Genomic DNA, 14,670 nt, shown 5'->3' on the forward strand with positions numbered 1-14,670 from the left:
AATACTGAACAGTGTTATGGTTAAAGTGGATTGGTATAGTTGGAACGCCGTATGCGGTGAAAGTCGCTTGTACGGTGTGGACGGGGGGAAAAGGTAGCGATAACTTCAAAGCCTTACCTATCTGTATGAAGAAAAAGATAGATTTTGGTTTCAATAAACTCCATAAACCCAACAACGGCTTGCATTACTGATGTCAGTTTGCAAGCCATTTTCAATGCCATTTAAATGATATTCACCTCAAGATTGAACCCCTTATTTTAGTATATTAGAGCTTATCGCACACATCCATTAAACCCGTAATACGACACATAGCCCTTCGTGCCCCATATCTTTAATTTGCTCTTTTTGGCTAGATTTTCATCTGTTCTATATAGGTTAAGATATTTGTATGGTGGATCCATTATATAAGCTAGCCGTGCATATCCTTCCTTGATTAGCGTTTCTTGAACGGACTGTCCATCCACATATACATAAGCGAGCAATCTGCCGTAAGCATCCCTTTTTGTCCCCTACTCAACTTCCAAGGATAAACTTCCTTCCCTTACCAACTCGTTATTCCTTTGAAAAGCTTCCGATGCAAATGGCTGGACACATGTTCCTGGCTTTTTGGTTTCAGGCGTATCAACTAATAAATAACGAACAATTTCAACCTTCCCTTTTACTCTTGCTTTAATCGTATCCCCATCGATGGTTTCCACTAGTGTAATAGGAATTTGCTCAGGAGCCTGATCCACTACGTCTCCAGTAGGCACATCCTTGGGAGTATGGTTAACTGATCTATTTTCACTTGTAATTATTTCTGAAGGATGAATAGCAAAAAGGGATGCGGCTACGATGAGGGCCCCTCCCGCTAATTTCTTCTTCATGTTTTTCTCCTCCTTAGATATACCCTTCTAATTAGACTTCCACCTCTCCTCTATATAGTATTAAAGAGTAAAAAGGGACAGAGTGAGTTGGATTTTTTTCAAAATGACTTTTTATATTTCATTAATTTGTTCCTGGTACTGATTTAGAACAATGAAAAAAAACACATTAGAATTCATATGTGAATCCCAATGTGTTTCTTTATGTGTTTAGGCTGGTCATCGCAACACCGAAGGATAATAAAGATATGGATAGCATCTATTAACCTTCTAAAAAGTGTATTAAAAATTCAGAAGGAGGACCTGAAATTGGCTTCATCTCCATTATTGAAGTTACTGATTAAGCTCCCCATTTGGGATTATCGACGATTTCTACCTTGCCGTCTTTTTCGATAATTAGTTTCCGATAGCCTTTTGTTTCAATGGTACCATAATCATGTCCTGCATCCGCGCGGAAAACAAAGAAAGTAATAAGAGGCTGATCACCTACATTTATACTTCGGTGAGCATATCGACCCGGTACATACACAGCTTTTCCTGGAGTCATTTCTTCCGCAGCCCAATCCCCTTCTGGGTTTTCCATGAGCATATAACCATTTCCGCTCAAACAGTAGTAGACTTCAGCTGTATCTAGAATTGTGTGAAAATGTCCCTTGGTCATGAAAAATTCATTTCCAACTTTTCCTGGATAAACGATACTAGTGCCGAATAATAAATCTCCATCTTTTTCCGGCAGCTCCAATTCGAAAAATTCATACATCACCGAGTTTTCTTTTTGGATCATAGCCTCCAAGGCTTCACTATTCGAAAACATCCCTCTCATATTTGATAGCTGTCGTTTGGTTGTACTTTTTTCGTTAGACATTCCACTAATAAGATCAAAATACATTGTAAATGGTTTCACTGCGATATCCTTACTCATTTTGATACACCCCTCGTATGTTTTAATTATTTAATGCTTTCTGCAATTTTGGTACAATCTTGTAATAATTCACCTTTAATATCCACATGAAAGACTTCCGAGATCACCTGTGTCCAACCATGAATAAAATAAATCCAGCCATCTTCTACAAGTAAGTTACGTTTTTGTTTTTCTCTTAATGCTTGGTGCATGAAATCAAGTTCTCCGCGATAATTCAGCTCCCACACCAAGCCATTTTCCGGAAAATGCCCAAGATCCGTTAAAGGGGATCCCGGTCGATCTTTCCCCAGACCAGTAGCATTTATCACTAAAGAATAAGGCCTAATAGCAGACATCACTTCATCATTAAGGACAGGATCTGGACAATGATGATATTCGAAAGGCACTTCCGTATCAAGCTGCGATAGTAATTCTTTTGCTGAATCCAGCCTTGGTTTACTCCGGTTCGTCAAAATAATCTTGGAAGGCACGTTGTTTCCATGCTTTTTCTCTGTTAAATAAGAGCTGATTGCCAGCGCGCTTCCTCCACACCCCAGGATCAACACTTCACCACCGTGATTGTTCCAATAGTTGCTTGGAATAAATGCCTCCATTGCTAATCCGCTCGAGATCGGATCTTTCGCATAGCCTTCTAATCTTCCATTTTTCTTGGATATGGAGGAAAGCTCTTTGAACATTTGCGCATGCGGATCCAAGTAATCGAACAGGTCACTGGCGGCATGATACAGGTCGATTTTATGTGTAGTCACCAATGCACCAAGTGATAATTCGTCGTTTTTAATAAATTCCACGACTTTTCTATAATCTTCCGGTTCTGCATGAATGTCGATATCAATTCCTTTGATCACAGCGCCCTTTAGTCCAAGTGCCTCAGCCCATAGCGGGAACAGTTTCATTATCGAAGACATTTTTGTTGTAACGCCAATAAAGTACATTGTCGGTTGTGTTGCTTTAGTTGGTAGATTCATATATTCATTCTCCTATCAACGTATTAATCTCAAAAATCACTTTTGTAAAAGGAAATTTGTGTTCGACGAGATCAACGAAAACTTGTGGCGCTTCAGAAAGATGGAATGTATGAGTAACTAACGGTTGTAACTTTAATGCTCCACTTTTCACATAATCAATCGTCGCTTGCCACTCGACGCCAGGAAATGGCGCACTGTAAGAATTCCAAGAACCAACAATGGTCAGTTCGTTTCTAACGATGCATTCAAAACTTTTCGGTGGTAAAACAACATCCTTGTGAGCAGTTCCAAGATAGAGAACCCTCCCTTTTTTCTTGGCAATTCTCAAGCACTGCTCCTGCGTTTGCACCACCCCTGCGGTTTCTACCGCCACATTTACACCTTTACCCCCAGTCAATTTTTTGATTTTAAGCGCAGCATCGAGTTCACGAGAGTTCAGGCATATATCAGCGCCTAATTGCTCAGCTAATTCAAGTTTATCTGGAGCGACATCCACAGCAATGACCTGTGTGGCACCCATGATTTTGGCAAATTGGATTGCCATCAAGCCAATCGTGCCGCATCCAAGAACAGCTACGGTTTCACCCACGTTTATCGCTACACGCATCATCCCATGCAACGTAACAGCGGCTGGCTCAATCATAGCTCCCTCTAAAAAGGACAGTCCTTCTGGCAAACGAATTAGATTTCTGGAAGGAGCTGCTATATATTCAGCATATCCGCCATTGGTACGAGATCCGAGATAATTGTAGTTATCACAAAGTCCATAATCCCCCGTTTCACAAAACTCACATGTTCCACAAGGTAGAATTGGCGTAACGGCCACACGGTCACCTATTTTAAAATCCACTACATCGGTACCGACTTCTGCAACCTCACCGCAAAATTCGTGACCTGGAATCGTAGGAAAGCTATACGTTCCTGTCTTCATGACACGTCCTAAGTCAGAGCCACAAACACCCGCTGCCCTGACACGAACCAATACTTCGTCTCGCTTAACAAATGGTACCTCAACTTGCTCATATTGCAGATTAGCTGGTGCATGTAAAACAGCCGCATTCATTAACATGTTCATTTACTCCCTCCTGATTGTTACAGTTCTGTTGTAATCAGAGCTTTCATGCCCTGTCCTTGTGCTGCATAATCGAAAGCGGCCACTGTATCTGCAATCGAAAATGTAGCGGTAATCAACGATTTAACATCAATGATGCCGGTGGAGATCATCTCCATGGCTTTGTGTACATCCAATAAACTAGAGCCAGTGGTTGCTGTCACAAGAAGCTCCTTGTAGTGTATAAGGTTGGTATTTAATGACACTTCTTCCTTGCCTTTTGGTAAACCTCCGAACAAGGAAACACGCCCATGATAACCAGCAACTTCAAGTGCAACCTTCTGCATTTCAGGATCGGAGTTGGAAGTAATCACCACATCCACCCCAAAACCATTGGTTATTTTATTAATTTCTTCCTTCAAATCCGATTCCTTGTTGTTAATGACGATATCTGCTCCGTATTGCTTGATTTGTTCAAGACGCGCGTTTGATCTTCCCGCAACAATTATTCGTCCACCAGCTAATTTGTTGATCATGACATGCAGGGCACCGATTGGACCGGGTCCAATAATAAGAACGGTATCACCTGGCACCGTTTTATGTGCTTCATAGGCATGGAGTACGCAAGAAAGCGGTTCTGCAATTGCAGCCTCTTCATAACTAACATGATCGGGAATTTTGATCACGTTGTTAACCGCGAAGGCAGGAATTTTGACATATTCGGCAAAACCACCGTCCATGCTTATTCCAAACGCCTGATAATTAGGGCATAGCTGGTTGAAACCTTTTATACACATTTTGCACGTTCCGCATCCAACATTTGGTGGCAGGGCAACTCGTTCTCCACCCCTAAATCCTTTGACAGCGGTTCCGACCTTAACTATTTTTCCAGCAGTTTCATGGCCAAGCACACGCTTCATCCCTTCAGGTACTTTAAAATGTCCATGTCGATAAATACGATTGTCTGTTCCACAAACTGAACAGGCCTTAACCTTAACAAGAATTTCATCTTTTTGTATTTCCGGTATGGGTACATCTTCTACTCGAATGTCTCCAATACCGTAATAAAACGCTGCTTTCATGAATTTTCTCCTCTCCAGTGCTGTTTTGTTTTTAAAATTTTATTTTATTTAAATTTTAATAAAATATAATTTTATTCGATTCAAGACATCAGAAGCCCCCATCAAAATAACTTTGACAGAGTCGATTGATGATTCTGGAATTATTTCTCCCGTGAGCTCCGCAGCTCTTTATATGTTTCTTCCATATAATTTAACGTTTTAGTGAAATTCTTCGCAGCATAACAAGCGAAAATTAAATCAAGTACCAGAATTTGAGCTGTTTTGGATGCTGCCGCTTCCCAGTATAATGCCGATCCTTCATTTGAATATTTTGCAGATGTAAACAAGGTAATATCCGAATACTTTGTTAACGGTGAATCTGCAAATGATGTAATCCCTATCGTTCGTGCTCCTCTTGCTTGAGCAAGTCTCATAGAATCAACGACGTCTCTGGAACGCCCAGAATTACTGATCCCAATCATGACGTCACCCGGACCTGTAATGGCTGCACTAATTAATTGAATACTTTTATCTTCGAAAAGGATACACTTCTTACCTGCTCTAGTGAATCGCATAACACCAGAGATCGCCGCTGCCTTTGACGAACCCATGCTGCTGAAACAAATCACGTTTGCCTGTTCAATAGCTTCTACAGCTTTGTTAAGTTCTTCAAGATTTAGACGTTGCTTCGTCTCCGTCATTGTTTGAACGGTTCGGTACAAAACTTTTTCAAGTATCATTTCTTGTGTATCGTTTTGTGTTATATCTTCATAGACATATTTATCTTCAGCTGGCGAAGTAGAGGGATCGTTCATCGTCAATGATTCCGCAATACCGATTTTCAATTCCTGGTAACTGTCCAGACCAATCTCTTTAACAAATCGAGTAACGGTTGATTCTGCGACATTACATGCTGCCGCCAATTCCTTGTTTGTTATACTTTTGCACTGATTCGGATTTTCCAGAATATACTCAGCAATCCGACGTAAAGCAGGATTAAGATAGGCTATTTTAATATTAATAAGTCTCAATACGTCCTGGTTTGGGGTACGATTCCCTTCTTGCATTTGTGGTACACCTCGATTCATGAATATGCACCAGGATTTTCCTAAAATCCAAGGGGCGATACAAACAATTCTATCAAATAGCCACTTTTTTTCAACTAGCTTTGATTTATTAACAAACTTTCACGTACTTTTTTTCTTTTTAACTGAATCGACATAAACGGCGGTTACAATGACTAGACCTTTGATGATCATCTGCCAGTATGATGAAACATGCAGTAAATTCAACCCATTATTCAGGACTCCTATAATCAAAGCACCGATGAACACTCCACCAATTTTGCCTATTCCCCCAGAGAAACTTGTTCCCCCTAAAACCACTGCTGCAATTGCATCCAACTCAAATCCATTTCCTGATGTCGGTTGTGCAGATGACATTCTAGCTGCTAAAATAACCCCGCTCAATCCAGCTAATACCCCCGATATGGTATAAACAATTATTTCAATTTTGGAGATATGGATACCTGAGAACCTTGCCGCCTCACGGTTTCCACCAATCGCATAAACATGTCTGCCAAACCTCGTTTTATTTAAAACGAAAGACGTGATGATAAGACAAAGGATCATGATAATAACGGGTACAGGAATCGGCCCGATGTATCCATTTCCGATAAAGGATAAAACATCATTATTAAAACTCATCGGCCTTCCCCCAGTTAAAACATATGACAAGCCTCGAGCCATAATCATCATCGACAATGTCACAATAAAAGGAGGGATCTTCCCTTTAGTGATCACAAATCCATTGATGAAACCTAGGACCGCACCAATCAGAATTCCACCAAAAAGTGCCGGGACAATAGGAACCCCCATAAACAATAAACCGATGGTGATCACTTGTGAGGCTGCGAGGACGGACCCGACAGACAAGTCAATACCAGTAATGAGAATCGTAAACGTCATTCCAAATGCGATAATTGCGTTAATAGAGATCTGTCTTAAAACATTTAATAGATTGCTAGGTGTCATAAACGTAGAAGTGGTTATAGCGAAAAAAACAATCAAACTAATGAGGGCAATTAAGATGCCTGAATTGGAGAGGACAAAATTCATCATTGGCAGCTTTGTCCAAGACCCCTTCTTCTTTACGGCTGTTTGGTTAAGACTTTGCAAATTCGCTTTCATTGTTTATACCTCCCGTTGCATGGGTAAGAATATTTTCCTGGGTAATCTCACTTTCTATTGTTAATTCGCCGCTGATTTCCCCTTGATTCATGGTAATCACTCGCGTACTCATATTGATGATTTCTGGAAGCTCAGAAGAAACCATAATGATACTGACTCCTGACTGTGCCAATTCTGACATAATCGAATAGATTTCTTTTTTTGCACCCACATCAATACCTCGGGTAGGTTCGTCAAGAATAAGGATATTCGGTTCCGTAGCAAGCCATTTTGAGATGATCGCTTTTTGTTGATTCCCGCCACTAAGATTCATTAATTTCTGCTCTGGAGAAGGTGTTCGAATCGAAAGTTTATCAATATAATTATCTACTAACCTATCTTCTTGGTGTTTATCCACTTGAAACCACTTTACCAATTTGTTCAGTCTGGTAAGGCTCACGTTGTAGGAAACGCTTTGGATGAGAATAGCACCCTGTTCTTTTCGATCCTCTGGAACAAATCCAATCCCATGTTTGATTGCATCTCTAGGATTTTGAATTCGAACTTTTTTATTTTTGACATAAATATCGCCGCTGGTAGATTTGTCGATTCCAAAAATTGTCCTCATTAATTCCGTTCTACCCGAGCCCACTAATCCATATATCCCCAGAATTTCACCTTTGTAGAGGCTAAAACTAACATTTTTAACCTTTTTACCGCTCGTAAGGTTTCGAACTTCGAGAATTTTCTCTCCTGGCTGGACAGTTGGTTTCGTATAAATCTCAGATAACTCTCTTCCGACCATCATCTGAACAAGTCCTTTATATTCGACCTCGTTCATGTTTCTGGTCCCAACATACGTACCATCCCTTAGAATCGTCACCTTGTCTGCGATGGAAAATAACTCCTCCATCCGGTGTGAGATATAAATGACAGAGACCCCTTTCTGCTTTAGTCCCCGAATCGTATCCAAAAGTTTGGCTACTTCCTTCTCCGTTAAGGATGAGGTCGGCTCATCCATCACAATGATCCGGTTATCCTTAGATAATGCCTTGGCAATTTCAACCATCTGCTGCTGGGCAACCGTCAAATTACTTACAAATTCACCGGCATCAATTTCAAGATCAAACTGATTGAGTATTTCCTGTCCGAACTGCTTGATCTCTTTTCGATTGATAAGATGGAAGGGACCCTTTGAGGGCTCCCTGCCTAATACAATATTTTCAGCAACCGTCATATTCGGCGCTAGACAGAGTTCCTGATGAATAACACTAATACCCATACTTTCCGAAAAACTTACATCTTTCATATCCACTTTAGTCCCGTCGAGGTAAATTTCACCTTCGTCCGGAACCAATAAACCACCAAGGATCTTAATTAATGTTGACTTTCCCGCCCCATTCTCTCCTAGTAAAGCGTGGACTTCACCTGTCTGGACTTCAAGGTGCACTTTATCTAGTGCTTTAACGCCCGGAAAGCTCTTACTTATATTTTTCATTTGCAAAAGTGGCGTCTTGTTTTCCATAGCATCCCTTCCTTTTTATGTGCTTCTGAAACTTATTTTAAGTATTTTTCATAATTGGACTGGTCAACAAACAAGCTTTCTACTTTAACCCACTTCTCAAAGTCTTCTTTTTTAAGAATCTTATAAACCAAATTACCTGCAACCTGGCCCATCTTAACTGGGAACTGTGCAGAAGACCCAACAATCTTTTTATCTTTAATAAGTTTAATAGCCTCTTGCGAACCGTCAATGGAGTAAATTTTTATATCTGTTCGCTTGGCTGCTTCGATGGCAGCGAGCGCCCCTACTGCCGACGGATCATTAATCGTAAAGACGGTATCTATTTCAGGATTAGACTGCAGAAAGTTTTCCATGATCGGAAGAGCAGATTCTGTCGACGCTTTCCCATCCTGTCTCGCGACAATTTTTATACCCGGAGAATCCTTGATCGCAGATTCGAATCCGCTAGTTCGATCAACAACTGCCTGAACGACTGACCAATCGATAATGGCAACGTTTCCTTTACCATTCGTATTTTTCACCATTGCTTCTCCAAGTACTTTACCAGCCATAAAGTTATCTGTGGTGACCATTGCAGTGACCAGGTCCGTATCTTGTGGTGGAACATCCATAATAATAACGGGTATGTTCGCTTCTTTTGCGGATAACAGTGCTGTTTTGATTCCCTTGCTATCTACAGGGGCAATAAAGATTGCGTCAACCTGTTGTTGAATAAAGTCTTCGACATCCGAAATCTGTTTGTTAATATCCAACTGTGCATCTGCTTCTATCAGCTCGTCACCATGTTTATCGACGATTTCAGATCTTAGACCTTTGCTCCAATCGATAAAATGAGGATTATTCATGGTAAAATAGGAAGCAGCAAAAACTCGTTTTTTTTCATTTGAACCAGAAGTATTTTCCGTCTTTCCACATGCTGTTGTTACTATGGCTAGAATAAGCGCAATAATCAGTGATACCAACTTAAATTGTTTACCTTTTTTCATCAAAAAGACCCCCTTGAAAAGTCTGGTTAAATCTCTTCCCATGCTTTTGCTCTTTCTACAGCCCTTTGCCAGCCAGCATACAATTGATTACGCTTACTTTCATCAAATGTTGGTTCATACTTGCGGTCCAATTCAAACGTATCAACCAAATCGCTTTGACTTTTCCAAAATCCAGTTGCAAGCCCAGCGAGAAAAGCTGCGCCTCGTGCAGTTGATTCCACTATCTTCGGACGGATAACCGGAACGCCAAGCAGGTCTGATTGGAATTGCATTACAAAGTTGTTATTGCAAACTCCCCCATCTACCTTCAACTCACGATTGCTGATCCCCGAATCTTGTTCCATACAAGCAATGACGTCGCGAATCTGATAAGCAATCGATTCAAGTGTCGCACGAACAATATGATTGCGATTCGCACCGCGTGTCAATCCTAATATCGCCCCGCGTGCATATTGATCCCAGTATGGGGCTGAGAGTCCAACAAATGCAGGTACCACGTAGACCCCATTGGTATTTTCTACCTCTTGCGCGAGATGTTCCGTCTCCTTCGCATCAGAGATAAGTTTCAGCTCGTCTCGCAGCCATTGCACAGAAGCTCCTACCACATAAAGCAGACCTTCAAGCGCATATTCCACCTTATTGTTCAATCCCCATGCCACTGTGGTAAGGAGACCAGTATCTGATTTAATGGGCTTAGCGCCCGTGTTCATTAGCAATGAGCCTCCTGTTCCAAAAGTGGCTTTAACCATTCCCGCATCAAAACATGCCTGACCAAAAAGCGCACCCTGCTGGTCGCCAACCGCAGCTGCAACAGGAATACTTGCACCAAATAGCGATTCGACAGTCATCCCGTAAACTTCACTGGAGGGACGAAGGTCAGGGAGCATTGCCCGCGGTATGTCTAACTCTGTTAATAATTTATCATCCCACTCGATCTGGTGAATGTTAAATAACATTGTTCGTGAAGCATTGGAATAATCAGTGACATGGACCTCTCCACCTGTTAAATTCCATATCAACCAAGAATCTACCGTTCCAAATAGTAGTTCCCCCCTATCAGCCTTTTCTTTTGCCCCATCGATGTGATCGAGAATCCATTTTATCTTCGTTCCTGAAAAATAGGAGTCTATCAATAACCCCATATTATCCTTGATATATTCGCTCAAGCCCTGTTTTATCAGTTCTTGACAAACGTCAGCCGTGCGGCGATCCTGCCAAACGATGGCATTCATAACAGGCTTTCCGGTAGCCTTATCCCAGACAATTGTGGTCTCTCTCTGATTGGTAATTCCAATTCCCACTATATCCTTTGCACTTGCATTTGCTTGTCTCAGAGCTTCTCCTGCAGTTTTTAACTGGGCTTCCCAGATTTCTAGGGGATTATGTTCCACCCAACCTGGGTTAGGATAGATTTGTTCAAAATCTTGATAAGCCACTGAAACGATCTTGCCACTGTGATCAAATAATATTGTTCTTGTGCTCGTTGTTCCACAATCAAATGACATCACATACTTCCCTGCCACTCCATACCCCACCTCTCCAGAGCCGATAAACATTAGGAACTTCACTTTTTTAACCGCTTTCATTTAGGTCATTCAAGATGATCATTGGTCCAAGATAAAATTTTACCGAATTGATTACTTGACGACCCGATCCATTTCTTTTTCAAGGTAAATGGAAAGGACCGTCGAGATAATCATATAGGTGTTTTTATCTCTACACCAGTATTTCGTTATACTTCCATTCCATAACGATGTGCCTTATGTGTTGGATAGAAGGAAAACGAAGGAATTGTCACGTCTGGTGTTCTAGTTGCTACAAAAAGAGTCGCTTCGGCTACATTGTCGACATCGATACAGCTATTATAGATGCCCTCTTCAAGCTCCTTAGCATCTAACCAACCGTCGATATAGGCAGGAATTTCTCCGTCATAAATCCCTTTATCAATAACCTCGGTCATTGGTGTCTTAACATGAGAAGGATTAATGACAGTCACCCCGATATTCTTATCCTTGCCTTCCAATAAAATATTTTTACTAAGTCCCATCATTCCATGCTTTGAAGCGCGATATGGACTGTGTCCCGGACATGAAGCCACTTTCGCTGAAGAGGAGCCCATATTGATAATTCTTCCGCCAGTCGTTTGTTTTTCCATATATCGGAACGCTTCACGGCAGCAAAGGAAGACTCCCGTTAAATTTGGTCCAATTGTTTTGTTCCACTCTTCGAGTGAGGTTTGGCCGATAGGAGGAGACAGGGAATCACGGCCTGCACTATTAATAAGCAGATCTATACTTCCCCATTTGTCTTTTGCAAGTTTAAAGAAGCTGACAACTTCTTGTTCTTCGGTTACATCACCTATCATCCAATCACAAATACCATTTGCTGCTTCAATTTCAGCTGCCACTTGTTTCAAACGTTCCGTATCAATATCCACCAATAAAACTTTACAAGCATTCGCTGCAAAAATCTTTGAAACAGCTTCACCAATTCCTGATGCTGCCCCGGTTACGATCGCCACTTTACCCTCTAATTTTCTTCCTTGTGTATACAAATCTTCTTCCTCCCCTAATTGCGTTTATATTTTTAGAAAATTCTTACTTATAAAGGATTTATCATAATTATAAAATATTATTCTATTAAGTCAATAATAAAATGAAATTTTATTCTATATAAGATAAAAAAATATATCCATACCCTTTATTGGACTAATTCCCTTAGATCCGGTTCATATAGGAAATCAATTCTTTTATTTACATATATCCGAAATGACGGCTGGCTATCATCGATTAACCGTGATGCTGCCGCTTCATCCAAAAGGACCAATAAATTCGGATGTAATTGGAGTAAGGAGGCTGGGCAATGAGTTGTTATCGGTCCCAAAAAGGCCTCTTGAATAATCGAACTCTTCTCCTCACCTTGAGCAATTAATAGTACTTTTTTTGCTTTCATGATAGGACCAACCCCCATTGTGATTGCCTGTCTAGGTGTTTGCCCATCCAAAAGAAACCATCTGGCGTTTGCCCTCCTAGTCTCCTCTGTTAAGGTCACAAGATGGGTTTCACTTGATAGATTCTTCCCTGGTTCGTTAAAACCAATATGTCCGTTCAAACCAATTCCAAGCAGTTGGATATCTAGAGGCCCTGCTTCTTGCAACAGCTTTTCATATCTGATACATTCTTCTTCGGCGGATTCGGCAATTCCATTCGGAATGTGAATATTCCTTGGTTCTATATCGAGATGCTGAAATAGATGTTCTCGCATAAAAGCTGCATAACTTTGCGGATGATCCTCTGATAACCCCACATACTCATCTAAATTAAAGGAAGAAACATGTTTAAAACTAAAGTGGTTCCTTCTGTATAACTCTGCCAATTGTCTGTATATCCCAACAGGTGAAGAACCAGTAGCAAGGCCAAGCTTGGGATTAAGTTTTTCACGAATTTCCTTGAGCAGAATTGATGCACCTACTCGATCAGCGTTCACTGAATCACGAAAAACACTAATTCTCATCTTGAGTACACCCCATGAAAGGTTTTCACTTTTTCTACGAGCTGCCGACTTTTTTCGGTAATGGTTGCATAATCGCCTTGCTTCGCTGAACTAATCAAAGACCCACCCACTCCTACTGCAACGGCACCTGCTTCAAGCCAATCAGTTATTGTTTCGAGATTTACTCCACCGGTCGGCATTAGATTTATTTGTGGGAGCGGGCCTTTCAGCGAACGGATCATAGATGGGCCATATGTTTCACCAGGGAATAACTTAATGATATCCGCACCGGCCTCCATTCCTTCAATAGCTTCTTTCACTGTCATGGCTCCCGGCATACATGGTATTCCATAACGATTACATAATTGAATCGTATCTGTATTAACGTATGGACTGACGATAAATTGCGCACCCGATAGAATCGCAATACGAGCTGTTTCTGGATCTAATACCGTCCCCGCACCAATCGTAACCTCTCCAGGTGAAAAATGATTCGAAAGCGCCTCAATCACTTGATGAGCACGCGGAATCGTGAACGTTATTTCCAAACTCGAAATACCACCCCGTAGACATGCTTCCGCGATCTTGATAGCTTGCTCACTATCCTCTGCTCGGATAACAGCTACGATCCCTTCCGCACACAATCTGTGTACGACTTGCAGTTTATTGATGATCATTTGTTATTTCTCCTTGTTCATTAGTGAATTCTTAAATACTCTAGTACATTTTCAGCAGCCATGACGCCCATATTTTCAATAGCTTGATAGGTTGACGCAGCACAATGAGAACCAATGACAAGATTATCCAATTCAAGGAACCCTACATCCTGTGGCGGCTCCTGTTCAAATACATCCAATCCAGCGCCCCATATCCTTTTTTCTTGTAAGGCAGAAAGAAGGGCACGTTCGTTAATAAGTCCGCCCCTTGCAGTATTCACAATGACAGCGTTTTCTTTCATGGCACCTATCTCTTTTTCACCTATCAAATGATGTGTTTGTTTCGTTAATGGCAAATGCAGACTTATAAAATCCGAATTGGTTAGTAACTCTTCTAAACTTACATAGTTGATTTGATGTTCAGTCTCATACGATTCATCTTTTATCAAGTCATATGCAAGTATATTCATGTTAAACCCCTTAGCCCTTGCGGCAACACCTTTGCCAATGGCTCCAAGACCGATGAGACCAAGTGTTTTACCCCATACATCGACAGAGGTTACCTTATTCCAGTTCCGTTGCCTGCAGGCATGATCAATCGGAATCATTCTTCTTGCAGCAGCCAGCATAAGAGCAATGGTATAATCTGCAACAGCATCTTTATTTGCTCCATTTGTCACTGTTACTGGTATTCCCTTTTCTTTAGCGAAGACCAGGTCGATATTATCGGTTCCAACACCATATTTGGAAATGATTTTCAACTTAGGCGCTTGCTCAAGGATCTCTTTATCGATAGGATCCACACCGACAATCACCGCATCTACATCTCTGATCAATTCCTTCATTTCCTGTTTGTTAAGAATGCGGCCGTATGGATTTAGCACCAGTTCACAGCCCTTTTCTCTTAACATGTCAATCGGTTGTGGGTTCCCCTTTCCAAAGGAACGTGGAGTTACCATTACTTTGTAGGTCACATGT

Annotated in this window: 13 protein-coding genes and 1 pseudogene; all 14 read right to left on the reverse strand. The window is 41.2% G+C overall.

Annotation, left to right across the window (positions count from 1 at the left end; genetic code table 11):
- Nucleotides 1–272: 272 nt before the first annotated feature.
- Nucleotides 273–866: pseudogene (locus M3610_RS22840) on the reverse strand (thermonuclease family protein).
- Nucleotides 867–1,203: 337 nt separating this feature from the next.
- Nucleotides 1,204–1,785 carry a glucose-6-phosphate isomerase gene (locus M3610_RS22845; RefSeq protein ID WP_251462877.1) on the reverse strand — a complete coding sequence of 194 codons (582 nt, stop codon included), beginning with the start codon at nt 1,783–1,785 and terminating at the stop codon, nt 1,204–1,206.
- Nucleotides 1,786–1,811: 26 nt separating this feature from the next.
- On the reverse strand, nt 1,812–2,753 hold the full coding sequence (locus M3610_RS22850; protein ID WP_251462879.1) for a shikimate dehydrogenase family protein: 942 nt from the start codon (nt 2,751–2,753) through the stop codon (nt 1,812–1,814).
- Nucleotides 2,754–2,757: 4 nt separating this feature from the next.
- Nucleotides 2,758–3,828 (reverse strand): galactitol-1-phosphate 5-dehydrogenase, encoded by a 1,071-nt coding sequence (locus M3610_RS22855; protein WP_251462882.1) that lies wholly within the window; start codon nt 3,826–3,828, stop codon nt 2,758–2,760.
- Between the two features lie 17 nt (nt 3,829–3,845).
- The gene (locus M3610_RS22860; RefSeq protein WP_251462883.1) at nt 3,846–4,886 is read right to left on the reverse strand and encodes a zinc-dependent dehydrogenase; all 1,041 of its coding nucleotides are present in this window, start codon (nt 4,884–4,886) and stop codon (nt 3,846–3,848) included.
- 140 nt (nt 4,887–5,026) lie between these two features.
- Nucleotides 5,027–5,953 (reverse strand): MurR/RpiR family transcriptional regulator, encoded by a 927-nt coding sequence (locus tag M3610_RS22865; protein WP_251462886.1) that lies wholly within the window; start codon nt 5,951–5,953, stop codon nt 5,027–5,029.
- Between the two features lie 99 nt (nt 5,954–6,052).
- Nucleotides 6,053–7,054: an ABC transporter permease gene (locus tag M3610_RS22870; protein ID WP_251462888.1), complete on the reverse strand. Its 1,002-nt coding sequence runs from the start codon at nt 7,052–7,054 to the stop codon at nt 6,053–6,055.
- On the reverse strand, nt 7,029–8,558 hold the full coding sequence (locus tag M3610_RS22875; protein ID WP_251462890.1) for a sugar ABC transporter ATP-binding protein: 1,530 nt from the start codon (nt 8,556–8,558) through the stop codon (nt 7,029–7,031). Before M3610_RS22875 ends, M3610_RS22870 begins: the two co-directional genes overlap by 26 nt.
- Nucleotides 8,559–8,590: 32 nt before the next feature.
- On the reverse strand, nt 8,591–9,544 hold the full coding sequence (locus M3610_RS22880; protein WP_251462891.1) for a sugar ABC transporter substrate-binding protein: 954 nt from the start codon (nt 9,542–9,544) through the stop codon (nt 8,591–8,593).
- A gap of 26 nt (nt 9,545–9,570) precedes the next feature.
- Nucleotides 9,571–11,100, reverse strand: a complete 1,530-nt coding sequence (gene glpK / locus M3610_RS22885) for a glycerol kinase GlpK (protein ID WP_251462948.1) — start codon at nt 11,098–11,100, stop codon at nt 9,571–9,573.
- Between the two features lie 176 nt (nt 11,101–11,276).
- The gene (locus M3610_RS22890) at nt 11,277–12,098 is read right to left on the reverse strand and encodes an SDR family oxidoreductase (protein ID WP_251462893.1); all 822 of its coding nucleotides are present in this window, start codon (nt 12,096–12,098) and stop codon (nt 11,277–11,279) included.
- A gap of 146 nt (nt 12,099–12,244) precedes the next feature.
- Nucleotides 12,245–13,057: a glucosamine-6-phosphate deaminase gene (gene nagB / locus M3610_RS22895; protein ID WP_251462895.1), complete on the reverse strand. Its 813-nt coding sequence runs from the start codon at nt 13,055–13,057 to the stop codon at nt 12,245–12,247.
- Nucleotides 13,054–13,713 carry a bifunctional 2-keto-4-hydroxyglutarate aldolase/2-keto-3-deoxy-6-phosphogluconate aldolase gene (locus M3610_RS22900; RefSeq protein ID WP_251462897.1) on the reverse strand — a complete coding sequence of 220 codons (660 nt, stop codon included), beginning with the start codon at nt 13,711–13,713 and terminating at the stop codon, nt 13,054–13,056. Before M3610_RS22900 ends, nagB begins: the two co-directional genes overlap by 4 nt.
- Nucleotides 13,714–13,733: 20 nt before the next feature.
- Nucleotides 13,734–14,666: a phosphoglycerate dehydrogenase gene (locus M3610_RS22905; protein WP_251462899.1), complete on the reverse strand. Its 933-nt coding sequence runs from the start codon at nt 14,664–14,666 to the stop codon at nt 13,734–13,736.
- Nucleotides 14,667–14,670 lie beyond the last annotated feature (4 nt).

It is taken from the genome of Neobacillus sp. MER 74 (assembly GCF_023714155.1).

Excerpts from the sequence above, each read along its gene's own strand:
- M3610_RS22845 (WP_251462877.1), bottom strand. The coding sequence starts at position 1,785 with ATGAGTAAGGATATCGCAGTGAAACCATTTACAATGTATTTTGATCTT.
- M3610_RS22850 (WP_251462879.1), bottom strand. The coding sequence starts at position 2,753 with ATGAATCTACCAACTAAAGCAACACAACCGACAATGTACTTTATTGGC.
- M3610_RS22855 (WP_251462882.1), bottom strand. The coding sequence starts at position 3,828 with ATGAACATGTTAATGAATGCGGCTGTTTTACATGCACCAGCTAATCTG.
- M3610_RS22860 (WP_251462883.1), bottom strand. The coding sequence starts at position 4,886 with ATGAAAGCAGCGTTTTATTACGGTATTGGAGACATTCGAGTAGAAGAT.
- M3610_RS22865 (WP_251462886.1), bottom strand. The coding sequence starts at position 5,953 with ATGAATCGAGGTGTACCACAAATGCAAGAAGGGAATCGTACCCCAAAC.
- M3610_RS22870 (WP_251462888.1), bottom strand. The coding sequence starts at position 7,054 with ATGAAAGCGAATTTGCAAAGTCTTAACCAAACAGCCGTAAAGAAGAAG.
- M3610_RS22875 (WP_251462890.1), bottom strand. The coding sequence starts at position 8,558 with ATGGAAAACAAGACGCCACTTTTGCAAATGAAAAATATAAGTAAGAGC.
- M3610_RS22880 (WP_251462891.1), bottom strand. The coding sequence starts at position 9,544 with ATGAAAAAAGGTAAACAATTTAAGTTGGTATCACTGATTATTGCGCTT.
- glpK (WP_251462948.1), bottom strand. The coding sequence starts at position 11,100 with ATGTTTATCGGCTCTGGAGAGGTGGGGTATGGAGTGGCAGGGAAGTAT.
- nagB (WP_251462895.1), bottom strand. The coding sequence starts at position 13,057 with ATGAGAATTAGTGTTTTTCGTGATTCAGTGAACGCTGATCGAGTAGGT.
- M3610_RS22900 (WP_251462897.1), bottom strand. The coding sequence starts at position 13,713 with ATGATCATCAATAAACTGCAAGTCGTACACAGATTGTGTGCGGAAGGG.